Here is a 23,179-nt window from a genome sequence, read left to right as displayed (position 1 = left end):
TGCCCGGCGGCGCTGCGCTTGCCGGGCCTACGAGGTATGAGCCTGTGAGAGGACCCCGTAGGCCGGGTAAGGCGCAGCCGCCATCCGGCACGGCCACGGGTACGGTGCCTGACTGCCCGGCGGCGCTGCGCTTGCCGGGCCTGGGAGTGGGATTCCGCGGAGCCTTTCGCTAAAAAACACTCGCAGCCCATAGACAAGAAGGCCGGTTAGCATCGCTAACCGGCCTTTTTTATCGGCGTCTGCGCGTCACGTTAGTCGTGGCGCGGATATTCCGGGGTGTTGATCCAGGCGTGGTCCTCTTCCCAGGTGAACAACCATTTCCGATCCGGCCCGGCCATGACGTTCAGATAGTAGCTGTCGTAACCGGCAATCGCCGCCACCGGATGGTAACCGCGCGGCACCATCACCACATCGTGGTTATAGGGCGCCATGCAGGCGTCCAGGCTGCGGTCGTCGGTGTAGACCCGCTGGAAGGCAAAGCCCTGCGGCGGATCGAAGCGGTGATAGTAGGTCTCTTCCAGCTGCGTCTCTTTGCCCGGCTGGGCGGTATCGTGCTTATGCGACGGCCACGAGCTGGTGGCCCCTTCGTCGGTGTAGACCTCGACCACCAGCAGGCAATCCGCCTCGGCGCTGTCCGGCAGAATATTATGCACCCGGCGCTGGTTGCGCCCTTTCCCGCGGTGCTCCACGCCGACGTCTTCCGGCCGAATCAGGCGTGCCGGGAAGCTGCCTTTGCCCGGCGCGCTGCACACCGCCAGCTCCAGATCGGAATCGGCGGTCACCTCGACCCGATCCTGCGGCGGCACGTATACCGACCACGGCGGGGTACGTTCAAACGGCGACATCCGTTTACCGAGATTCGGGAAATCGGCCTGCTGCGTTTTCACCGACGCCAGGCCAGCGACCAGCACCAGGCACAGCTCGCGATCGCCGCTCTCCAGCGTCACGGTCTGCCCTTTTTTCAACATCCAGACATCGAAGCCGATATAGCGCCAACCGGCGCTTTGCGGCGTAATGTGCTGGATCTGTCCCTCTTTTCGCGATTTAGCCAGTAACGACATGGCGCTCTCCTTCGCCGATTAACCTAACGTCGGCATGCTGAATTCAGATACGGTCTGCTGCCCTGCCGGCCAGCGTACGGTGGCGGTCTTCATGCGCGTGTAGAAGCGCACGCCGTCCGGCCCGTGGACGTTCAGCGCGCCAAACACTGAGCGCTTCCAGCCGCCGAAGCTGTGGAACGCCATCGGCACCGGGACCGGCACGTTCACCCCGACCATCCCCGCCTGCACGTCATGGACGAATTCACGCGCGGTGTGGCCGTTGCTGGTGAAGACGGCGCTGCCGTTGCCAAACTCGTGGCTGTTGACCAGTTCGAGGGCGCTGTCATAGTCCGCCGCGCGCACAATCCCCAGCACCGGGCCAAAGATCTCTTCGCGCCAGATGGTCATCTCCGGGGTGACGTGATCGAACAGGGTGCCGCCGATATAATAGCCCGCGTCGTAGCCCGGCACGCGCAGTTTGCGGCCATCGACCACCAGTTTTGCCCCTTCGCTTTCGCCTTTATCAATATAGCCGAGCACTTTTTTCTGGTGAGTATCAGACACCACCGGCCCCATCTCGTTCTCTTCCTGGCCGCGCATGCAGCCCGGGCCCACTTTCAGCGCTTCCACCAGCGGCTTCAGGCGAGCGATCAGTTTGTCGGCGGTTTCATCTCCCACCGCCACCACCACCGGCAGCGCCATGCAGCGCTCGCCTGCGGAACCGAAGGCGCCGCCCATAATGGCGTTAACGGTGGCGTCGAGATCGGCATCCGGCATCACTATCGCGTGGTTTTTGGCGGCGCCGAAGGCCTGCACGCGCTTGCCGTGGGCGCTGGCGGTCTTATAGATATACTCCGCCACGCCGGAAGAGCCGACGAAGCTCACCGCCGCAATGCGCGGGTCAGTGTACAGCTGCTCGGCATCTTCATTGCTGCAGTGCACGACGTTAAACACGCCGTCCGGCAGACCGGCCTCTTTCAGCAGCTCTGCCAGACGCACGGCGGCCGTCGGCGCCAGCGCCGGCGGCTTGAGGACGAAGCTGTTGCCGCAGGCCAGCGCCAGCGGGAACATCCACATCGGCACCATCGCCGGGAAGTTGAACGGGGTGATCCCGGCCACCACGCCCAGCGGCTGCATCAACGAGTAGCTGTCGACGCCGGTGCCGACGTCAGAGGAGTATTCGCCTTTAATCAGGTGCGGGATCCCGCAGGCGAATTCGACCACTTCCATGCCGCGGGTCAGCTCGCCCAGCGCATCCGACCACACTTTGCCGTGCTCGCTGACGATGATCCCCGCCAGCTCTTCCACGTGCTGTTCCAGCAACATTTTAAAGTTGAACAGCACGCGGGCGCGGCGCAGCGGCGTGGTGCGAGACCAGCTGTCAAACGCATCGCGAGCAACCTGAATCGCCTCAGAGACTTCCTGCGCGGTCGATACCGTGACTTCGCGCACCGCTTTGCCCGTCGCCGGATCGTACACCGGCATCGTTTCGTTGCTGCTGCTGATAACGGTTTTCCCGCCAATAAAGTTTCCTGTGATCGTCATGTTCTCGCCTCATAGTGAAGAGGGCCAGCGCACGCCGGCCCGTCGCTGATTCTGCTGTGCTATAACCGTAGTAAAATGAAATTTATATTTCAACATTGTTGTGAAATGAAATTTCATTTTGGTGATAACAGTCGCATTTTGCGCTCACGCATCGCTTACGCGCTTTCCCCATCGAGCCGCGCCGCCTCGCGATACCTGGCTCCCGGTCCCGGTCGCTCCCGCCGCGGTAGCCGGGAATATTTTGCGAGGCAGCTCAAACAATCATCATTTTCATTCTTGCTTATTTTGGAATAAACGTTTTGACTGTTAGCCAATTGAACGAACCCAACCCTCTTCCGTCAGGAGTGTCCTATGGCCATCGCAATGCAACGTTTTTGTATTAACCGCAAAATCGCGCCAGCGCTCAGCATTGAAGCGTTTTTCCGTCTGGTGAACCGTCTGGGCCTGAATAAAGTCGAGCTGCGCAACGATTTACCCAGCGGGAAAGTGACCGACGATCTGAGTCATCAGCAGGTGCGCGAGCTGGCGGCGCGTTACCACATCGAGATCCTGACGATTAACGCGGTCTATCCCTTTAACCGCCGTAGCGAAGAGGTGCGGCAGCTGACCGAGTCGCTGCTGAAAGAGGCCCAGGCCATTGGCGCCAAATCGCTGGTGCTCTGCCCGCTCAACGACGGCAGCGAGGTGCCGGCCAGCGACACTCTGAGCGCCCTGCGCGACCTGGCGCCGCTGTTCGCCTTCTACGGCATCCACGGCCTGGTGGAGCCGCTGGGCTTCCCGCAAAGCTCACTGCGATCGGCGCACCAGGCGCAGACGCTGATCCATGACGCCCGCGTGCCGTTTAAGCTGCTGATCGACACCTTCCATCACCATCTCTACCCGCAGGCGGCGGACGAGTTCAGCCAGGTGGAGGTGGCGGATATCGGTCTGGTGCACCTCTCCGGGGTGGACGATACCCGTCCGCGCGAGCAGCTCACCGATGCCGAGCGCATCATGCTGACGCCGCAGGATCGCCTCGGCACCTGCGAGCAGGTTAAAGCGCTGGAAGCCCGCGGCTATCAGGGGGTATACGCTTTTGAACCCTTCGCTCCCGAGCTGGCGCAGTGGAGCGAAGCGGATATCGAGCGCGAAATTGAGCAGAGCATTGCGCTTATCCAACGCCACTGCGCCTGAGGCCTCTCGCGACAGCGTGCGCGGCGCGTGACGATTTCCCCAACGCCGGACGACGAGGTTGCCTATAATCGTCGCAGGATAAATGGAGGAATCGATCATGAGCTCACCCCTGTTGATTGCGCGCACGCTGGATAACGCGCTCTATTTGTTGCCCGCGATGGCCAACCGCCATGGGCTGATCACCGGTGCGACCGGCACCGGTAAAACCGTCACCCTGCAAAAGCTGGCTGAGTCGTTCTCGGAAATTGGCGTGCCGGTATTTATGGCGGACGTCAAGGGCGACCTGACCGGCATTGCCGCCGCGGGGCAGAGCTCAGAGAAACTGCAGGCGCGGCTGGAGAAGATCGGCGTCAGCGACTGGGAGCCGCACGCCAACCCGGTGGTGCTCTGGGATATCTTTGGCGAGAAGGGCCACCCGGTTCGGGCGACGGTCTCCGATCTTGGCCCCCTGCTGCTGGCGCGCCTGCTCAATCTCAATGAGGTGCAGAGCGGCGTGCTGAACATTATTTTCCGCATCGCGGACGACCGCGGTCTGCTGCTGCTTGACTTCAAAGACCTCCGCGCCATCACCCAGTTTATCGGCGACAACGCCAAATCTTTCCAGAACCAGTATGGCAATATCAGCAGCGCCTCGGTCGGCGCCATCCAGCGCGGACTGTTGACCCTGGAGCAACAGGGCGCCGGGCACTTCTTCGGCGAGCCGATGCTGGATATTGCCGACTGGATGCGCGTCGATGCCAGCGGCAAAGGGATAATCAATATCCTCAGCGCCGAAAAGCTCTACCAGATGCCGAAGCTCTACGCCGCCAGCCTGCTGTGGATGCTCTCCGAGCTGTACGAGCGTCTGCCGGAGGCGGGCGATCTCGACAAGCCCAAACTGGTGTTCTTCTTCGATGAGGCGCATCTGCTGTTCAACGACGCGCCGCAGGTGCTGCTGGATAAAATCGAACAGGTGATCCGTCTTATTCGCTCCAAGGGCGTCGGCGTCTATTTTGTCTCGCAGAACCCGGCGGATATACCCGACGCCGTGCTCGGCCAGCTGGGCAACCGCGTACAGCACGCGCTGCGCGCCTTTACGCCGAAGGATCAGAAAGCGGTGAAAACCGCCGCCCAGACCATGCGCGCCAACCCGGCCTTCAGTACCGAGCTGGCGATCCAGGAGCTGGGCACCGGCGAGGCGCTGATCTCCTTCCTCGATGAGAAAGGCAGCCCCTCGGTGGTCGAGCGGGCGATGGTTATCGCCCCCTGCTCGCGAATGGGGCCGGTCAGCGATGATGAGCGCAATGGCCTGCTGAATCACTCGCCGCTGTACGGCAAGTATGAAGAAGAGGTGGACCGCGAGTCGGCCTTCGAGATGCTGCAGCAAGGGGTGCAGGTCACTACCGAGCAGCAGTCGGCTCCGCCGGCGAAGGGTCAGCAGAGCGGGGATGACGATGGGCTGCTCGGCGGCCTGAAAGATATCCTGTTCGGCAGCACCGGCCCGCGCGGCGGCAAACGCGACGGTATCGTGCAGACCGCGGCGAAAAGCGCGGTTCGCCAGGTCACCAATCAGATCGTCCGCGGCATGCTGGGCAGTCTGCTGGGCGGCCGCAAGCGCTAAAAAAAAGCCCCCTCATCGTTGAGGGGGCTTACGTTCCGTGGCCGGGTCCGCTAGGCCTTGCGCATCATCAGCCAGAGGCTTATCAGGAAGAAGCTGGCGCTTGGCAACAGGGCGCCGATGATCGGCGGTATGCCGTACACCAGGGTCAGCGGGCCGAAAATCTGATCCAGCACGTAGAAGATAAAGCCGAAGCTAATCCCGGTCACCACCCTGACGCCCATCGGCACGCTACGCAGCGGGCCAAAGATAAACGACAGCGCCATCAGCATCATCACCGCCACCGACAGCGGCTGGAAGATTTTGCTCCACATATTGAGCTGGTAGCGTCCCGGATCCTGGCCGCTGGACTTCAGGTATTTCACATAGTTGTGCAGCCCGCTGATCGACAGCGCGTCCGGATCCAGGGCTACCACGCCGAGCTTGTCCGGCGTCAGGTTGGTTTTCCAGGTGCCGCTCACCATCTGCGACCCGGTCACCTGCTTCGGATCGGTCAGATCGGATTCATCCACCTGCGACAGGCGCCACACTTTATTCTCGCTATCGAATTTTGCCGAGGCGGCATAGCGCACCGACTGTAAACGACGCTCCGGGTTGAAGGCATAAATGCTGACGCCCCCCAGCTCATCGTTACCTTTTACCCGTTCGATATAGACAAAGTTATGGCCATCTTTCGCCCACAGCCCCTGCTGGGTGGAAAGCAGCGAACCGCCGTACATCTGCTGGGCGCGGTAGTTGCGCGCCATCTGTTCGCCCTGCGGCGCCACCCACTCGCCGATCGCCATGGTCAACAGCACCAGCGGGATCGCGGTTTTCATCACCGCCAGCGCCACCTGCAGCCGGGTGAAACCGGACGCCTGCATCACCACCAGCTCGCTGCGCTGGGCCAGCATCCCCAGCCCCAGCAGCGCGCCAAGCAGCGCCGCCATCGGGAAGAAGATCTGGATGTCTTTCGGCACGCTGAGGATGGTGTAGAGGCCAGCGCCCAGCGCATCGTAACTACCCTGCCCGGACTTTTTCAGCTGATCGACAAACTTGATAATGCCGGAGAGCGACACCAGCATGAACAGGGTCATCATGATGGTGTTGAAAATCGTCTTACCGATATAACGGTCAAGTACGCCAAACGCCTGCATCAGGCCGCTCCTTTATTAAAACGGGCGCGGAAGCGGCGCATCGGCACCGTGTCCCACAGGTTTAACAGCACCGCCAGCGCAAAATAGAGCAGGTTAATCGCCCACATCCAGATAGCCGGGTCCATTTTGCCTTTGCCGCCGTTCGACTTAATCGAGGTCTGCAGCAGGAAGAACACCAGGTAGAGCAGCATCGCCGGCAGCATTGACAGCACGCGGCCCTGGCGCGGGTTGACCACGCTGAGCGGCACCACCATCAGCGCCATAATGAAGACGGTCGCCACCAGCGTGAAGCGCCAGTGCAGTTCGGCGCGCGCGCGATCGGTGTGGGTCTGCCACAGGGTGCGCATATCCATCTGTTCGGTGTCGTCCGGATCGGCGGCCACCGCCTGGTGGCCGATAATGGCCTGATAGTTATTGAAGTCGGTGATGCGGAAGTCGCGCAGCATCGCGGTGCCTTCAAAGCGGGTGCCCTTATTGAGGGTCACCACCTGCGAACCGTCTTTCTGCTGCGACAGCTCGCCGGAATCCGCCACCACCACGGAGGGGCGCGCGTTGCCTTTCGGGCGCAGCTGGGCAAGGAAGACGTCATGGAAGCGGTTGCCGTTCACGCTCTCGATAAACATGACCGCGTTACCATCGCTGGCCTGCTGGAACTGGCCCTGGGCCAGCGCGGCCATGCCGGGGTTGGCCTTGGCTTCCGCCAGCACTTCATCCTGATGGCGCGACGACCACGGCCCTGCCCACATCACGTTGACCGCCGCCACCGCGCCGGTGAACAGCGCGAGGATCATCGCCGCCTTGATCAATACGGCTTTACTCAGGCCGCAGGCGTGCATCACCGTAATTTCGCTTTCGGTGTACAGCTTGCCGAGGGTCATCAGCAGGCCAAGGAACAGACTTAACGGCAGGATAAGCTGCGCCATCTCCGGGATGCCGAGCCCCAGCAGCGAGAGCACCAGATTGGTTGGGATATCGCCATCCACCGCAGCGCCGAGGATCCTGACTAATTTCTGGCAAAAGAAAATCAGTAACAGGATGAATAGGATCGCCAACTGGCTTTTCAGCGTCTCACGAACCAGATATCTTATGATTATCACTATAAATACGCCCGTAAAAACCCGTTTTAGTGCAGGAAAATTGCTTGTTTCATGGCTTAAACGTCATTTATTCTCTTTGGTCGTCGAAAACGTCGCTAAGATTAAATGACTCATCGGTTCTGCATGTCAGGATCTTTTCTGACGAACCCAGGCCTTATTAACGTTAAGATTAACACGAAGTCACCGCAACAGCGGACATGAGTTACGAAAGCTTGCAATTATATACTCAATGGATTTCGAGTTGTAAGAAGGCAGCAGGGCTGTGGCCCCTGGCGCGCACAATGTGCCACGTCAGGGTAAGCAGGCGCAGCCGGCGCATCTGCAACTTGAAAGGCGACGAGTATAGCCGTAGCCACCACTGTTGTCTTTAAGATTCAGGAGCATAGTGCATGGAGTTCAGTGTAAAAAGCGGTAGCCCGGAGAAGCAGCGGAGCGCCTGTATCGTGGTCGGCGTCTTTGAACCACGTCGCCTCTCCCCCATCGCCGAACAACTCGATAAAATCAGCGACGGCTACATCAGCGCCCTGCTGCGTCGCGGCGAGCTGGAAGGCAAACCTGGCCAGACGTTATTGCTGCACCATGTGCCGAACATTCTGTCTGAGCGCATTCTGCTGATTGGCTGCGGCAAAGAGCGCGAACTGGATGAGCGTCAGTACAAGCAGGTCATCCAGAAAACCATCAATACCCTGAATGATACCGGTTCAATGGAGGCAGTCTGCTTCCTGACCGAGCTGCACGTCAAGGGTCGTAACAACTACTGGAAAGTTCGCCAGGCGGTGGAAACCGCCAAAGAGACGCTGTACAGCTTCGACCAGCTGAAGACCAACAAAAGCGAGCCGCGTCGCCCGCTGCGTAAAATGGTCTTTAACGTGCCGACCCGTCGCGAGCTGACCAGCGGCGAACGCGCCATTCAGCACGGGCTGGCGATCGCCGCCGGCATCAAAGCGGCGAAAGATCTCGGCAACATGCCGCCGAACATCTGTAACGCCGCCTATCTGGCCTCCCAGGCGCGCCAGCTGGCCGATACCTATAGCAAAAACGTTATCACCCGGGTGATCGGCGAACAGCAGATGCGCGAGCTGGGAATGAACGCCTACCTCGCCGTCGGCAACGGTTCGCAGAACGAGTCGCTGATGTCGGTCATCGAGTATAAAGGCAACCCGTCGGAAGACGCGCGCCCTATCGTGCTGGTCGGTAAAGGCCTGACCTTCGATTCCGGCGGTATCTCCATCAAGCCGGCCGAAGGCATGGACGAGATGAAGTACGACATGTGCGGCGCCGCGGCGGTGTACGGCGTGATGCGGATGGTTGCTGAGCTGCAGCTGCCGCTGAACGTGATCGGCGTGCTGGCGGGCTGTGAAAACATGCCTGGCGGTCGCGCTTATCGCCCGGGCGATGTTCTGACCACCATGTCCGGCCAGACGGTGGAAGTGCTCAACACCGACGCCGAAGGCCGTCTGGTGCTGTGCGACGTGCTGACCTACGTTGAGCGCTTCGAGCCGGAAGCGGTTATCGATGTCGCGACGCTGACCGGCGCCTGCGTGATTGCCCTCGGCCATCACATCACCGGCCTGATGTCGAACCATAACCCGCTGGCCCATGAGCTGATCGGCGCCTCTGAACTGGCGGGCGACCGCGCATGGCGTCTGCCGCTGGCCGACGAGTTCCAGGATCAGCTGGAATCCAACTTTGCCGATATGGCGAATATTGGCGGCCGTCCTGGCGGCGCGATCACCGCAGGCTGCTTCCTGTCGCGCTTCACCCGCAAGTACAACTGGGCGCACCTCGACATCGCCGGCACCGCCTGGCGCTCCGGTAAGGCCAAAGGCGCCACCGGTCGTCCGGTCGCGCTGCTGTCGCAGTTCCTGCTCAATCGCGCGGGTTTTAACGGCGAAGAGTGATTGCCGTCTGATGCCCGGTGGCGCTACGCTTACCGGGCCTACGGAAAGATGCCGTTTGTAAGCCGGGTAAGCGTAGCGCCGCCCGGCTTTACATTTAAATCCACAACAAGAAGCCCCATATATGAAAAACGCAACGTTCTATCTTCTGGACAACGAAGACACCGTCGAAGGCCTGAGCGCCGTCGAGCAGCTGGTGTGTGACATTGCCGCAGAACGTTGGCGCAACGGCAAGCGCGTCCTGATCGCCTGTGAAGATGAGCAGCAGGCGATTCGTCTCGATGAGGCGCTGTGGTCGCGACCACCGGAGAGCTTTGTGCCGCACAATCTGGCGGGCGAAGGCCCGCGAGGCGGCGCGCCGGTAGAGATTGCCTGGCCGCAAAAGCGCAACAGCAGCCCGCGGGACATTCTTATCAGCCTGCGGCTTAACTTTGCAGATTTTGCCACCGCTTTCACAGAAGTGATAGACTTTGTCCCTTACGAAGAAAATCTGAAACAACTGGCGCGCGAACGCTATAAGGCGTACCGCATGGCTGGTTTCAACCTGAACACGGCAACCTGGAAATAATGGAAAAGACATACAACCCACAAGATATCGAACAGCCGCTTTACGAGCACTGGGAAAAGCAGGGCTATTTCAAACCGAATGGTGATGAAAGCCAGGAGAGCTTCTGCATCATGATCCCGCCGCCGAACGTCACCGGCAGTTTGCATATGGGTCATGCCTTCCAGCAAACCATCATGGATACCATGATTCGCTACCAGCGCATGCAGGGCAAAAACACTCTGTGGCAGGCGGGGACCGACCACGCGGGTATCGCTACCCAGATGGTGGTTGAGCGTAAGATTGCCGCTGAAGAAGGGAAAACCCGTCACGACTACGGCCGCGACGCCTTTATCGACAAAATCTGGCAGTGGAAAGCGGAATCCGGCGGCACCATTACCCGTCAGATGCGCCGTCTCGGCAACTCCGTTGACTGGGAACGCGAGCGCTTCACCATGGACGAAGGCCTTTCCAATGCCGTGAAAGAAGTCTTCGTTCGCCTGTACAAGGAAGACCTGATCTACCGCGGCAAACGCCTGGTTAACTGGGACCCGAAACTGCGCACCGCCATTTCCGACCTCGAAGTGGAAAACCGCGAATCGAAAGGCTCCATGTGGCATATCCGCTACCCGCTGGCCGATGGCGCGAAAACCGCTGACGGTAAAGACTACCTGGTGGTCGCCACCACCCGTCCGGAAACCCTGCTGGGCGATACCGGCGTGGCCGTTAACCCGGAAGATCCGCGCTACAAAGATCTGATTGGCAAATTCGTGGTGCTGCCGCTGGTTAACCGCCGCATCCCGATCGTGGGCGATGAACACGCCGATATGGAAAAGGGCACCGGCTGCGTGAAGATCACCCCGGCGCACGACTTTAACGACTATGAAGTGGGTCGTCGTCACCAACTGCCGATGATCAACATCCTGACCTTTGACGGCGACATCCGCGAAAGCGCGGAAGTGTACGACACCAAAGGCAATGAATCCGACGTCTACTCCAGCGAGATCCCGGCGGAGTTCCAGAAACTGGAACGCTTCGCGGCGCGTAAAGCCGTCGTTGCGGCGGTTGACGCCCTCGGCCTGCTGGAAGAGATCAAACCGCACGACCTGACCGTCCCTTACGGCGACCGCGGCGGCGTGGTTATCGAACCGATGCTGACCGACCAGTGGTACGTGCGCGCGGACGTGCTGGCCAAGCCGGCGGTGGAAGCCGTTGAAAACGGCGACATTCAGTTCGTGCCGAAGCAGTACGAAAACATGTACTTCTCCTGGATGCGCGACATTCAGGACTGGTGTATCTCCCGTCAGCTGTGGTGGGGTCACCGCATCCCGGCATGGTACGACAACGACGGCAACGTTTACGTGGGCCGCACCGAAGACGAAGTACGCCAGGAAAATAACCTCGGCGCCGACGTGGCGCTGCGCCAGGACGAAGACGTGCTGGATACCTGGTTCTCCTCCGCGCTGTGGACCTTCTCCACTCTCGGCTGGCCGGAAAACACCGACGCCCTGCGTCAGTTCCACCCGACCAGCGTGATGGTCTCCGGCTTCGACATCATCTTCTTCTGGATCGCCCGCATGATCATGATGACCATGCACTTCATCAAAGATGAAAACGGTAAACCGCAGGTGCCGTTTAAGACCGTCTACATGACCGGTCTGATCCGCGATGACGAAGGCCAGAAGATGTCCAAATCCAAGGGTAACGTTATCGACCCGCTGGATATGGTTGACGGCATCACCCTGCCGGAGCTGCTGGAGAAACGTACCGGCAACATGATGCAGCCGCAGCTGGCGGAGAAAATCCGTAAGCGCACCGAGAAACAGTTCCCGAACGGCATCGAGCCGCACGGCACCGACGCCCTGCGCTTCACCCTGGCGGCGCTGGCCTCTACCGGCCGCGACATCAACTGGGATATGAAGCGTCTGGAAGGTTACCGTAACTTCTGTAACAAGCTGTGGAACGCCAGCCGCTTCGTGCTGATGAACACCGAAGATCAGGATTGCGGCTTCAACGGCGGCGAGAGGGTGCTCTCTCTGGCCGACCGCTGGATCCTCGCGGAATTCAACCACACCGTCAAAGCGTATCGCGAAGCGCTGGATAACTTCCGCTTCGATATCGCCGCCGGCATCCTGTACGAGTTCACCTGGAACCAGTTCTGCGACTGGTACCTGGAACTGACCAAGCCGGTGATGAACGGCGGCAGCGAAGCGGAACTGCGCGGCACTCGCCATACGCTGGTGACCGTGCTGGAAGGTCTGCTGCGCCTGGCGCATCCGATCATTCCGTTCATCACCGAGACCATCTGGCAGCGCGTGAAGGTCATCTGCGGGATCACCGCCGACACCATCATGCTGCAGCCGTTCCCGCAGTATGATGCCTCTCAGGTGGATGACGCGGCGCTGGCCGACACCGAATGGCTGAAGCAGGCGATCGTCGCCGTACGTAACATCCGTGCGGAAATGAACATCGCCCCGGGCAAACCGCTGGAACTGCTGCTGCGCGGCTGCAGCAAAGAGGCCGAGCGTCGCGTGAACGACAACCGCAGCTTCCTGCTGAATCTGGCGCGTCTGGAAAGCATTACCGTGCTGCCTGCCGATGATAAAGGTCCGGTCTCCGTGACCAAGATCGTCGACGGCGCCGAGCTGCTGATCCCAATGGCGGGCCTCATCAACAAAGAAGATGAGCTGGCGCGTCTGGCGAAAGAAGTGGCCAAAATCGAAGGCGAGATTAGCCGCATCGAAAGCAAGCTGGCTAACGAAGGCTTTGTCGCCCGCGCGCCGGAAGCGGTGATCGCCAAAGAGCGCGAGAAGCTGGAAGGCTACGCGGAAGCGAAAGCGAAGCTGATTGAGCAGCAGGCGGTGATCGCCGCGCTGTAATTGCTCGCGATAGAAAAAAGGCCGGAGCTTGCTCCGGCCTTTTTACATTACAGGAACGGCAGCATCGGAAAAAAACCGCCGCATAGTTTGTCTGATACCGTCGGCTGCGGTGGCGCCGCCGGCTGTAGATCGAGCGAATCGAGCTCACCGACCATCGTCGTGTTTTCAGCAATATAGCGTAGCAAATCAATCTTAAACCAGGGATAGGCCAGCCCCAGCGTCAGCGGCGTGAGAAACGTCAACGCCAGTAAACGCGGAGCAAGACCGAAAAACGTCAGGGTGGAACGAAAATGAACGCTGTCCCCCAGCACCAGGTTATTCATCGCGTGATTACGTAAAGCCACACGAAGGTATGCCATGGATAACACGATACCGATAGTGAGAAATACATATCCCCCCAATACCGCCCCAAGATGCCGCAATGCCATAAACAGTGCCGAACCATCACTGCACAGACCAAACATACAGCCCGTCAGCAGTTGAGCGAATGCGGAAAATAAAATGCCAATAAAAATGACGATAAACGGCAACAAAATCGCCGTTGCCCATAAAAAAATCACCACACAACGCTTAGTACTCACATAAATATTAAATTTATTTTTGCCTAAGGTTGCGCTTTTGCCGATGAGATCAAGCCAGTGGCTGTAAACCACACCGCTGGTTATTGCCATAATAACTAGCGCCAGCAAAAGCAGAACAACGATCCCCAGCAGCATGCTATTTAGGCCATTGTAAAAGAGCTGACTTCCCAGCATGGCGAACACCACCGCTGTTAGCACGTATATCAGCAAAGGTAAGCCGAGCATAATCCACCATCCGCGCAGCAGATGACACTGAACCCCAAAGCGAATATTCGCGAAAGAGGTCATCGTCGCATGGTAGCTTAACCCCTTAATTATCATTACCGGCAGCAGGATAAGAAATGCCAGCGTCTCCAGCCCTTCGCTACCGGGAGAGAAAATGGCAAGCGCTAAGCTGAGTAAAACCAGCACGACAAATATCAATAGCCAGCTGAGTAAAATCGTGATACCGCGCCCGTGATAGGCAAAGCGGGCGCCATTAACCTCCATATTCTCACAAAGATAACGGCGACTCCGTACCCATGCCCATGGAATAAATAATCCACAAGTTATTACAGAAAAAATAACATTAACCAGACAAATAATAAAATAGCGCCCGGCCTGACCATGAAAAATAAAAGAATGGCCAGAACGCTGCAATTGCCCTGAAATCATACTCATAAAAAAGTCATCCTTGTACTTTAAATCATATATAAAAATAATAAATAATGCGCATCGGCATTAAGCGAGCAGAATATATTATTTTTGAATTTTCCCGGCAATACATTTCACGCGCACCTTGCGCCTGTAAACGAATAATGGTATTAAAGAAATATATGGTTATTTAAGCTAAAATTGAGTGATTCTATGAATCTTGCCGCGCCACAGACCTTTACATTACGCCGTATCGCGGTACAGGATAACGCTGCGATAGCGGCCGTCATCCGCCAGGTATCCGCAGAATATGGCCTGACCGCCGATAAAGGCTATACGGTCGCCGACCCGAATCTCGATGAGCTGTATGAGCTGTACAGCCAGCCAGGCTCGGCCTATTGGGTGGTGGAGAAAGAGGGAGAAGTGGTTGGCGGCGGCGGCGTCGCGCCGCTCGCCTGCAGCGAGCCGGATATCTGCGAGCTGCAGAAAATGTATTTCATGACCAGCGCCCGCGGCCAGGGGCTGGCGAAGAAGCTGGCGCTGCTGGCGCTGGACTACGCCCGCGAGCAAGGGTTTAAACGCTGCTATCTGGAAACCACCGCCTTCCTGACGGAGGCGATCGGCTTATATGAGCATCTTGGCTTCGAACATATTGACGGTCCGCTGGGCTGCACCGGCCACGTGGACTGCGAAGTGCGGATGTTGAAAATGCTGTAACGCCTCGATATCGCAGGCGTCCCCGGTAGCGCTACGCTTACCGGGGCTACAGTTCGGTAGCCCGGCTAAGCGTAGCGCGAGCCGGGGCATGTCCCGGATGGCACCGCTTGCACCTTACCCGTGCTCGCGGTGCCGTTTTTTTGTCGGGTGGCGGCTAACGCCTTACCCGACCTACGGCCCGTACCATGGCGAGCTGAAGCTCTCAACGCTATCTCTCCCCCCATGGCTACTGAGACTGCCGGCGTGAGTGGCGACCGGGGCGACGGGAGCCGAACAGCGTGGGCTACGCCGCCGCCGGCACGCCGCTGTGAAAGCGGAATTCGGCCTCCGGACGGAGGATCAGCGCCGCTTCCGCCTCGCCGAGCTGGCGGACCCGTTCGCTGATATCTTCTCCGGCAATCTTCTGCGCCAGATCCAGGTAGTCCTGATAGTGACGCGCTTCCGAGCGCAGCAGCGACAGATAGAACTTCTGCAAATCGTCGTCCAGCCACGGCGCCAGCGCCGCAAAGCGCTCGCAGGAGCGGGCCTCGATATAGGCGCCACAGATAAGCTTATCGATCAGCATCACCGGCTCATGTGAGCGCACCTCCCGTCGCATGCCGCGGGCATAGTTGCTGGCGGTGATTTTGACGTAGGGGATATCGCGCGCCAGCATCATCTCCCGCACCTGCCAGAAGTGATGCAGCTCCTCTTTAATCAGCAAAATCATGCTGTCCAGCAGCTGACGGCCCCACGGGTCGTCGGTCTGCGGCATAGCGCTTTTGTTGATCCGCTTATGCAGGGCGACAAAATCCGGCTCCGGCCCCCGGCGGTAGGTGAAGTCTTCATACGGCTTCAGGCAGGCCAGCAGCTCGTCGGCGTCGGCTTTATCCGCGACGTAGCGACGCACCAGCAGCATGGCGTTCTGCGCCGCTTTCAGTTCGCACACCATATGGTCGGTCAGCAGCAGCGGCAGGTTTTCCGGCTTGCGGGCTTCGTCAATCCACGCCTGCGGCGTCGGGCAGTGCAGGAAGTTGATAATCGGGGAGAGTATCTGCGGGTAATCCATGGAAGTTCCTTGCTATACGGCGGCTGGCGCCGCCGTATCATCTACATCTTCTGCGACTTAGTGACGAACACCATCGTCGTCTTCATCGATAAAATCTTCGTCATCCTCGCCGTCTTCTTCGCCGTTCGGGTCCTCATAGTAGGTGCCCCAACCGTCATACTCGACGTCAAATTTTTCTGCCAGCGTCATCAGCTGTTCCACCTGGGCATCGATCAGTTCTGCGTTCAGGGCGCATTCGCTCAGGATATCGCAGCAGATGACCACTTCACCCTCTTCCACTTCCAGCTCTTCGGGCTCGGTCACTTCGTAGCCCAGCTTAAACGCTTCCACCGCCACTTTCTCCAGGGTTTCGAAATCGTCTGCAGAGAGGTGATGCTCAATCGTGTACAGTGCGTCCGGATCGCTGCCATCTTCCAGCAGCTCTTCGATAATCAGACGCGTCTCTTCACGCTGTTCTTCCAGGTGTTCCGGGTTTGCCATGGCTCGTTCCTCATAATGTGCGGCAGTTATCCCTATTGTCACATACCGCCGTCATTGCCTCCACTTCTCAGTGAAAGATTTCGATCACAGACTTGCAAATGAATATTCATACATATAAATTGAATTTTAATTCAATTAGTGGCCTATGCCAGGTGAGGGAACCATGTCTGCGTTTTACCAGAAGCATTTTTTAAAGTTACTCGATTTTACGCCTGCAGAAATCACCGACCTGCTCGAGCTGGCGGCAAAGCTGAAAGCCGATAAGAAAAACGGTATCGAAGTCCAGAAACTGGCAGGGAAAAACATCGCGCTCATCTTCGAAAAAGACTCAACCCGTACACGATGCTCTTTCGAAGTTGCCGCATACGATCAGGGCGCCCGCGTGACCTACCTGGGGCCCAGCGGCAGCCAGATTGGCCATAAAGAGTCGATCAAGGACACCGCCCGCGTGCTCGGACGGATGTACGACGGCATTCAGTACCGCGGCCACGGCCAGGAAGTGGTGGAGACCCTGGCGCAATACGCCGGCGTGCCAGTGTGGAACGGCCTCACCAACGAGTTCCACCCTACCCAGCTGCTGGCGGACCTGCTGACCATGAAAGAGCACCTGCCGGGCAAAGCCTTTAACCAGATGACGCTGGTCTACGCCGGCGACGCGCGCAACAACATGGGTAATTCGATGCTGGAAGCCGCGGCGCTGACCGGTCTGGATCTGCGCCTGGTGGCGCCCTCGGCCTGCTGGCCGGAGGCCGCGCTGGTGGAAACCTGTACCGCGCTGGCGAAACAGCAGGGCGGCAACATCACCCTGACGGAAGATATCGCCGCGGGGGTGAAAGGCGCCGATTTTATCTATACCGACGTCTGGGTCTCAATGGGCGAGGCGAAGGAAAAATGGGCCGAACGTATCGCCCTGCTGCGCGACTATCAGGTTAACAGCGCGATGCTGGCGCTCACCGGCAACCCGCAGGTCAAGTTCCTCCACTGCCTGCCGGCGTTCCACGACGATCAGACCACGCTGGGCAAACAGATGGCTGCCGATTACGGCCTGCACGGCGGCATGGAGGTGACTGACGAGGTGTTTGAGTCGGCGGCAAGCGTGGTCTTCGACCAGGCGGAAAACCGGATGCACACCATCAAAGCGGTGATGGTGGCGACGCTGAGCAAATAGTCCTTCGCTCGCCGTCAAATCCCGGATCGCTTGGCGCGTATCCGGGATACCGCTCGTCAGGGCGCTTTGTCACGCCATCAGCATCTTCACCACCGCTTTGCGCACCTTCGCCGGGGCGCCCACGGCGCACAGCGGTTTATGCACTTCGCCGGGATAAAACACCACAAAATCCCCTGCGTTAAGGATCACCGTTTGCTCCTGCGCCCCCTCCGCCAGGAAAGCGATGTCTTTCTCCGCCAGCCAGTCGGTCTGCGGCTCTCCTGCCGGCAGGGTGCTGAAGGTCATCCCCTCGCTGCCGCGGAGCACAATCTGGATATCGAGATAGCGGGCATGATATTCCGCGCGACGCGCGGCCTGCGGCTCGGTGGTGTCTTCGGAAATCAGATAAAACAGGTTGTTGCCGTCGATATCATGTTTACCCAGCGGCGTCGCCTCGCTGACATGGCCGATAACGTGTTCGATAGCCTCGCGCAGCGCGGCAGGCAGCCATGGCTGCAGATGGTGGATATTGCCAATAATCATCGCTTACCTCAAATATAAAACAACATTTCATTTTTGCGTTTTATACCCCCATCTTCGCTGCCATACCAGTGCAGTTTCACGGTTCTTTGCGCTGGCGCACTTTTCTGCAGGCAAACGATTACCTGTTTGTGAATGAATCGCTTGATCGTCATAACGGTCTGCGTATAATGCCAGTCGTTTTGCCGGGAGGAAGCATGGCCAATTGCGTACGACATTCTGTCTTAGCGCGTCTCAATGCAGACGCTGGCCTGCCGTTTTTCTTTCCGTTGCTCATTGGATTCCCGAAGCCCCTTATTTAAGGGGCTTTTTTTTTGCCCAGGCGTCAGGAGATAAGCATGGCTAACCCGCTATATCAAAAACATATCATTTCCATAAACGATCTCAGCCGCGAAGACCTCGAACTGGTGCTGGCGACGGCGGCAAAGCTGAAAGCTAATCCACAACCCGAGCTGCTGAAGCATAAGGTTATCGCCAGCTGTTTCTTTGAAGCCTCGACCCGCACCCGCCTCTCTTTTGAAACCTCGATGCACCGCCTGGGGGCCAGCGTGGTCGGCTTCTCCGACAGCGCCAACACCTCGCTGGGCAAAAAAGGGGAAACGCTGGCGGATACCATCTCCGTCATCAGCACCTACGTTGATGCCATCGTGATGCGTCATCCGCAGGAGGGCGCCGCCCGTCTGGCGACCGAATTTTCCGGCGGCGTGCCGGTACTGAACGCCGGCGACGGCGCCAACCAGCACCCGACCCAGACCCTGCTCGACCTGTTCACCATTCAGGAGACCCAGGGCCGCCTCGAAAACCTCAACGTGGCGATGGTCGGCGATCTGAAGTATGGCCGTACCGTCCACTCCCTGACCCAGGCGCTGGCCAAATTCAGCGGCAACCGCTTCTACTTTATCGCCCCGGACGCGCTGGCCATGCCGCAGTACATCCTCGATATGCTGGATGAAAAAGGTATCGCCTGGAGCCTGCATAGCGCCATCGACGACGTGATGGCGGAAGTGGATATTCTCTACATGACCCGCGTGCAGAAAGAGCGTCTGGATCCGTCGGAATACGCCAACGTCAAAGCGCAGTTCGTCCTGCGCGCCGCCGACCTCGAAGGGGCGCGCGCCAATATGAAGGTGCTGCACCCGCTGCCGCGCATTGACGAAATCACCACCGATGTCGATAAAACGCCGCACGCCTGGTACTTCCAGCAGGCCGGTAACGGCATCTTCGCCCGCCAGGCGTTACTGGCACTGGTACTGAATAGCGAGCTGGCACTGTAAGGGGAAATGAGAGATGACACACGACAATAAACTGCAGGTAGAAGCGATCAAACGCGGCACCGTGATCGACCACATTCCGGCGCAGGTCGGCTTTAAGCTGCTCACCCTGTTCAAACTGACCGAAACCGACCAGCGCATCACCATCGGCCTGAACCTGCCCTCCGGCGAGATGGGCCGCAAGGATTTGATTAAAATCGAGAACACCTTCCTGACCGACGAGCAGGTTAACCAGCTGTCGCTGTACGCCCCGCAGGCGACGGTAAACCGCATTGATGATTACGAAGTGGTGGGCAAATCCCGCCCGAGCCTGCCGGATCGCATCGACAGCGTGCTGGTCTGCCCGAACAGCAACTGTATCAGCCACGCCGAACCGGTTTCTTCCAGTTTTGCAGTGAAAAAACGCGCTGATGACATCGCACTCAAATGTAAATACTGCGAAAAAGAGTTTTCTCATTATGTGGTGCTGGCCAACTAAATGCGGTTGGTATTGGTGGTAGGCCTCCCTATAATGGCTACCACCCTACGCTTCGTCCTTCAGGCGGCGTCTGCGCCCGGCGACACAGCGCTTACCGCCTGGCGGCCACCTGAATGATTTTGCGTAACATTACTCAGTTCATCTGGAGATAACATGAGCAAAACTATTGCGACGGAAAATGCACCAGCAGCGATTGGCCCCTACGTTCAGGGCGTTGACCTGGGCAGCATGATCATCACCTCTGGCCAGATCCCGGTCGACCCGAAAACCGGCAGCGTTCCGGAAGACGTATCCGCGCAGGCGCGCCAGTCGTTGAACAACGTGAAAGCCATCGTTGAAGCCGCAGGCCTCACCGTCGGCGATATCGTCAAGACCACCGTCTTCGTCAAAGATCTCAACGATTTCGCTACCGTTAACGCCACATACGAAGCGTTCTTCACCGAGCACAACGCCACCTTCCCGGCGCGCTCCTGCGTTGAAGTGGCGCGTCTGCCGAAAGACGTGAAGATCGAGATCGAAGCCATCGCCGTGCGTCGCTGATCGCGAACTCCGGTATGAAAAAAGGCAGCCCGCAGGCTGCCTTTTTTACGTGGATCATCCGCAAACCTTCCCCTCACTGCCAGCCGTAGCGGCGGCTGTAGAAGCCTTTGACCGTTTGGGTCAGCACCATATAGCCCGCCAGGATCGCCACCAGCCATGGGAAGTAGCTCAGCGGCAGGGCCTGCAGCTGCAGATAGCCCGCCAGCGGCGAGAACGGCAGCGCGATCCCCACCGCCATCACCACCAGGGTCATGGCGAACAGCGGCCAGGCGGCGCGGCTCTGGACGAACGGAATGCGCCGGGTGCGGATCATGTGCACGATCAGCGTTTGCGACAACAGCCCTTCAATAAACCAGCCGGACTGGAACAGGGTCTGCATCTCCACGGTATTGGCGTGGAACACCCACCACATCAGGCCGAAGGTGAGGATATCGAAAATCGAGCTGATCGGGCCGAAGAAGACCATAAAGCGTCCGAGGTCGGCCGGGTTCCAGCGCTGCGGCTTGCGGATCTGTTCATCGTCGACATTATCGAACGGGATCGCCACCTGGGAGACATCGTACAGCAGGTTCTGAATCAACAGGTGCAGCGGCAGCATCGGCAGAAACGGCAGGAAGGCGCTGGCCACCAGCACGCTGAAGACATTGCCGAAGTTGGAGCTGGCGGTCATTTTGATGTACTTAAGCATGTTGGCGAAAGTGCGGCGGCCTTCGATCACCCCTTCCTCCAGCACCATCAGGCTTTTCTCCAGCAGAATGATATCCGCCGCCTCGCGGGCGATATCCACCGCGCCGTCGACCGAGATGCCGATGTCCGCCGCGCGCAGCGCCGGGGCGTCGTTGATGCCGTCGCCCATAAAGCCCACCACGTGACCTTCTCGTTTCAGCAGCGTCACGATGCGCTCCTTATGCAGCGGCGCCAGGCGGGCGAAGAGCGTGGTGCGTTTCGCCAGCGCCGCCAGCTCGTCGTCGCTCATGGCTTCAATCTGGCTGCCAATCACCACTTCGCCGGCATCCAGCCCCACTTCATGGCACACCTTCGCCGCCACCAGCTCGCTGTCGCCGGTGAGGATCTTCACCGTGATGCCGCTGGCTTTTAACGCTTTCAGCGCCGGAGCGGTGGTCTCTTTCGGCGGATCGAGGAAGGCGATGTAGCCTTCAAGGATCAGGTCCGACTCATCGGCGCGCTGGTAGTCGCCTTCGCGGGCCGGCAGGTACTTGGTCGCCACCGCCACCACCCGCAGCCCCTGCCGGTTGAGGGTGTCAGTGACCCGGCGAATGCGGCGCAGCATGGTCTCGTCCAGCGGCACGATATCGCCGTTGTAGCGCACCTGGGTTGAGACGTTGAGGATCTCCTGCAGCGCCCCTTTACAGATCAGCTGATGCGCGGCGTCCTCCTCTTTCACCACCACCGACATGCGGCGGCGTTCGAAATCGAAGGGGATCTCATCCACTTTCTGCCAGCGCGCCGCCAGCCCGCGGGCGGCCTCCAGCTCAACGCCCTCCAGCACCGCGGTGTCGAGCAGATTTTTCAACCCGGTCTGGTAGTGGCTGTTCAGCCAGGCGGCATGCAGTACGCGCTCGCTGACCTTGCCGGAGACGTCGGTATGGTTCTCCAGCACAATCTTATCCTGAGTCAGGGTGCCGGTTTTATCGGTGCAGAGGATGTCCATCGCGCCAAAGTTCTGAATGGCGTCGAGGTGCTTCACGATGACCTTTTGCTTCGACAGCTTTACCGCCCCGCGCGCCAGCGTCGAGGTGACGATCATCGGCAGCATCTCCGGCGTCAGGCCGACCGCCACCGACAGCGCGAACAGCGCCGCCTCCCACCAGTCGCCTTTGGTGTAGCCATTGATCAGCAGCACCACCGGGGCCATCACCAGCATAAAGCGGATCAGCAGCATACTCACCCGGCTGATGCCTTTCTGGAAGGCGTTCGGCTCGCTCTCCTGCTCGCTGACGCGGCCGGCCAGTTGACCAAACCAGGTGTGGCCGCCGGTGGCGAAGACGATGGCCTGCGCCGAGCCGCTCACCACGTTGGTGCCCATAAAGCACAGGGTGTCGCACTCCAGCGGGTTCTGCTGCAGCGGATCGCGGCTGTGGGCCACTTTCTCCACCGGCAGCGATTCGCCGGTCAGCGAGGCCTGGGCGACGAACAGATCCCGCGCCTGCAGGATACGCAGGTCCGCCGGGATCATGTCCCCCGCCGACAGCCGGATGATGTCGCCCGGCACCAGCTGGTCGATAGGCAGCTCCAGCCAGCGGCTCTCCCCCTGTTCGTTGACCACCCGCAGCACGGTGGCGGTATTGCTCACCATCGCCTTCAGCGCATCCGCCGCTTTGGTCGAGCGCGCCTCCTGGATGAAGTTGAGCAGCGTCGAGATCCCCACCATCAGGGCGATCACCCCGGCGGCGAACAGATCTTCGGTGGAATAGGAGACGATGCCGAGCACCGTCAGCAGTAGATTGAACGGGTTGCGATAGCAGGTCCACAGATGCACCCACCACGGCGAGGGCTTCTGCGCCGGGATCTGGTTGTCGCCGTGTTTAAGGATTTTCGCCGCCACTTCGCCTTCATTGAGCCCTTCAGGGTGGCTGTCAAAGGCGCGCCAGATCTCCTGGTCGTCCATCGCCGCCACGTCCAGGCACTGTTTGCCCAGCGACTCAGGAATGGGGCCGCTCGCCAGATGGCGGGCGTCCGGCAGCGGATCGCGCTGGACTAAACGGCGTGGCAGATGGCGGCTAAGCTGTGCGAACAGCTGCCGGGTATAATTTTTCAGCATAAACAGTCCCTCCGCGCTCGCGCAAGCGAACGCAGCGTTGCCGACGGGCGTAG

Annotated in this window: 22 protein-coding genes; 13 read left to right on the top strand and 9 right to left on the bottom strand. The window is 59.2% G+C overall.

Annotation, left to right across the window (positions count from 1 at the left end):
- Window positions 1–251: 251 nt before the first annotated feature.
- Window positions 252–1,061 (bottom strand): 5-deoxy-glucuronate isomerase, encoded by an 810-nt coding sequence (gene iolB, locus ACOI7D_RS23445; RefSeq protein ID WP_023291777.1) that lies wholly within the window; start codon window positions 1,059–1,061, stop codon window positions 252–254.
- A gap of 18 nt (window positions 1,062–1,079) precedes the next feature.
- Window positions 1,080–2,585 carry a CoA-acylating methylmalonate-semialdehyde dehydrogenase gene (locus tag ACOI7D_RS23440; RefSeq protein ID WP_023291776.1) on the bottom strand — a complete coding sequence of 502 codons (1,506 nt, stop codon included), beginning with the start codon at window positions 2,583–2,585 and terminating at the stop codon, window positions 1,080–1,082.
- A gap of 351 nt (window positions 2,586–2,936) precedes the next feature.
- Between ACOI7D_RS23440 and ACOI7D_RS23435 the strand changes: the two genes are divergently transcribed.
- Together ACOI7D_RS23435 and ACOI7D_RS23430 are read left to right on the top strand one after the other, a co-directional pair.
- Window positions 2,937–3,758, top strand: a complete 822-nt coding sequence (locus ACOI7D_RS23435; protein WP_044525212.1) for a TIM barrel protein — start codon at window positions 2,937–2,939, stop codon at window positions 3,756–3,758.
- A gap of 97 nt (window positions 3,759–3,855) precedes the next feature.
- Window positions 3,856–5,358, top strand: a complete 1,503-nt coding sequence (locus ACOI7D_RS23430; protein WP_109546711.1) for a helicase HerA-like C-terminal domain-containing protein — start codon at window positions 3,856–3,858, stop codon at window positions 5,356–5,358.
- Between the two features lie 50 nt (window positions 5,359–5,408).
- On the opposite strand, the gene lptG is transcribed toward ACOI7D_RS23430, so the two are convergent.
- Both lptG and lptF read right to left on the bottom strand, forming a co-directional pair.
- A complete protein-coding gene (gene lptG / locus ACOI7D_RS23425; RefSeq protein WP_002886956.1) occupies window positions 5,409–6,491 on the bottom strand; it encodes an LPS export ABC transporter permease LptG in 1,083 nt (360 codons plus the stop codon).
- Window positions 6,491–7,588: an LPS export ABC transporter permease LptF gene (gene lptF, locus ACOI7D_RS23420; RefSeq protein ID WP_023291773.1), complete on the bottom strand. Its 1,098-nt coding sequence runs from the start codon at window positions 7,586–7,588 to the stop codon at window positions 6,491–6,493. Before lptF ends, lptG begins: the two co-directional genes overlap by 1 nt.
- Before the next feature lie 389 nt (window positions 7,589–7,977).
- Between lptF and pepA the strand changes: the two genes are divergently transcribed.
- From pepA to ACOI7D_RS23405, 3 genes are all read left to right on the top strand, one after another.
- Complete coding sequence (gene pepA, locus ACOI7D_RS23415; RefSeq protein WP_004206531.1) at window positions 7,978–9,489, top strand: leucyl aminopeptidase; 1,512 nt, start codon at window positions 7,978–7,980, stop codon at window positions 9,487–9,489.
- A gap of 121 nt (window positions 9,490–9,610) precedes the next feature.
- Window positions 9,611–10,054, top strand: coding sequence for a DNA polymerase III subunit chi (gene holC / locus ACOI7D_RS23410; protein ID WP_048296514.1), 444 nt, complete (start codon window positions 9,611–9,613; stop codon window positions 10,052–10,054).
- The gene (locus ACOI7D_RS23405) at window positions 10,054–12,909 is read left to right on the top strand and encodes a valine--tRNA ligase (RefSeq protein ID WP_048336514.1); all 2,856 of its coding nucleotides are present in this window, start codon (window positions 10,054–10,056) and stop codon (window positions 12,907–12,909) included. The genes holC and ACOI7D_RS23405 overlap by 1 nt, the downstream gene beginning before the upstream one ends.
- Before the next feature lie 47 nt (window positions 12,910–12,956).
- Here the strand turns inward: ACOI7D_RS23405 and ACOI7D_RS23400 are convergent, their stop codons facing one another.
- Entirely contained in the window at window positions 12,957–14,150 is a 1,194-nt protein-coding gene (locus tag ACOI7D_RS23400) for a YjgN family protein (RefSeq protein ID WP_109546712.1), read from the bottom strand.
- Window positions 14,151–14,336: 186 nt separating this feature from the next.
- On the opposite strand from ACOI7D_RS23400, the gene ACOI7D_RS23395 reads away from it, so the two are divergent.
- A complete protein-coding gene (locus tag ACOI7D_RS23395) occupies window positions 14,337–14,840 on the top strand; it encodes a GNAT family N-acetyltransferase (protein ID WP_023291770.1) in 504 nt (167 codons plus the stop codon).
- Window positions 14,841–15,123: 283 nt separating this feature from the next.
- Here the strand turns inward: ACOI7D_RS23395 and miaE are convergent, their stop codons facing one another.
- Both miaE and rraB read right to left on the bottom strand, forming a co-directional pair.
- Window positions 15,124–15,888: a tRNA isopentenyl-2-thiomethyl-A-37 hydroxylase MiaE gene (gene miaE / locus ACOI7D_RS23390; protein ID WP_023291769.1), complete on the bottom strand. Its 765-nt coding sequence runs from the start codon at window positions 15,886–15,888 to the stop codon at window positions 15,124–15,126.
- A 57-nt stretch (window positions 15,889–15,945) separates the two neighbouring features.
- A complete protein-coding gene (rraB, locus tag ACOI7D_RS23385; protein WP_101866718.1) occupies window positions 15,946–16,368 on the bottom strand; it encodes a ribonuclease E inhibitor RraB in 423 nt (140 codons plus the stop codon).
- Between the two features lie 98 nt (window positions 16,369–16,466).
- Between rraB and argL the strand changes: the two genes are divergently transcribed.
- Both argL and argF read left to right on the top strand, forming a co-directional pair.
- Window positions 16,467–16,562 (top strand): putative translational regulatory protein ArgL, encoded by a 96-nt coding sequence (gene argL, locus ACOI7D_RS23380; protein ID WP_370736902.1) that lies wholly within the window; start codon window positions 16,467–16,469, stop codon window positions 16,560–16,562.
- A complete protein-coding gene (gene argF, locus ACOI7D_RS23375) occupies window positions 16,532–17,536 on the top strand; it encodes an ornithine carbamoyltransferase (protein ID WP_060592113.1) in 1,005 nt (334 codons plus the stop codon). Before argL ends, argF begins: the two co-directional genes overlap by 31 nt.
- Window positions 17,537–17,605: 69 nt before the next feature.
- Here argF and ACOI7D_RS23370 read toward each other — a convergent pair whose 3' ends face one another.
- The gene (locus ACOI7D_RS23370; protein ID WP_060592115.1) at window positions 17,606–18,058 is read right to left on the bottom strand and encodes a YhcH/YjgK/YiaL family protein; all 453 of its coding nucleotides are present in this window, start codon (window positions 18,056–18,058) and stop codon (window positions 17,606–17,608) included.
- A gap of 194 nt (window positions 18,059–18,252) precedes the next feature.
- Here ACOI7D_RS23370 and ACOI7D_RS23365 point away from each other — a divergent pair, with 194 nt between their 5' ends.
- The 5 genes from ACOI7D_RS23365 to ridA all read left to right on the top strand — a co-directional run bounded on the left by ACOI7D_RS23365 (window position 18,253) and on the right by ridA (window position 20,344).
- On the top strand, window positions 18,253–18,357 hold the full coding sequence (locus ACOI7D_RS23365; RefSeq protein WP_002886930.1) for a pyrBI operon leader peptide: 105 nt from the start codon (window positions 18,253–18,255) through the stop codon (window positions 18,355–18,357).
- Window positions 18,332–18,391 (top strand): pyrBI operon leader peptide, encoded by a 60-nt coding sequence (locus ACOI7D_RS23360; protein ID WP_227650304.1) that lies wholly within the window; start codon window positions 18,332–18,334, stop codon window positions 18,389–18,391. The genes ACOI7D_RS23365 and ACOI7D_RS23360 overlap by 26 nt, the downstream gene beginning before the upstream one ends.
- 2 nt (window positions 18,392–18,393) lie before the next feature.
- Window positions 18,394–19,329: an aspartate carbamoyltransferase gene (gene pyrB, locus ACOI7D_RS23355; RefSeq protein WP_004206522.1), complete on the top strand. Its 936-nt coding sequence runs from the start codon at window positions 18,394–18,396 to the stop codon at window positions 19,327–19,329.
- Between the two features lie 13 nt (window positions 19,330–19,342).
- Window positions 19,343–19,804 (top strand): aspartate carbamoyltransferase regulatory subunit, encoded by a 462-nt coding sequence (gene pyrI / locus ACOI7D_RS23350; protein ID WP_002886927.1) that lies wholly within the window; start codon window positions 19,343–19,345, stop codon window positions 19,802–19,804.
- Between the two features lie 153 nt (window positions 19,805–19,957).
- Window positions 19,958–20,344 (top strand): 2-iminobutanoate/2-iminopropanoate deaminase, encoded by a 387-nt coding sequence (gene ridA / locus ACOI7D_RS23345; RefSeq protein WP_002886926.1) that lies wholly within the window; start codon window positions 19,958–19,960, stop codon window positions 20,342–20,344.
- A 73-nt stretch (window positions 20,345–20,417) separates the two neighbouring features.
- Here ridA and mgtA read toward each other — a convergent pair whose 3' ends face one another.
- A complete protein-coding gene (mgtA, locus tag ACOI7D_RS23340) occupies window positions 20,418–23,126 on the bottom strand; it encodes a magnesium-translocating P-type ATPase (protein WP_109546713.1) in 2,709 nt (902 codons plus the stop codon).
- Window positions 23,127–23,179: the final 53 nt, after the last annotated feature.

It is taken from the genome of Klebsiella sp. C360 (assembly GCF_048822415.1).
GTDB classification, from domain to species: Bacteria; Pseudomonadota; Gammaproteobacteria; order Enterobacterales; family Enterobacteriaceae; genus Klebsiella; species Klebsiella quasipneumoniae.
This window is presented reverse-complemented; position numbering and strand designations above follow the sequence as displayed.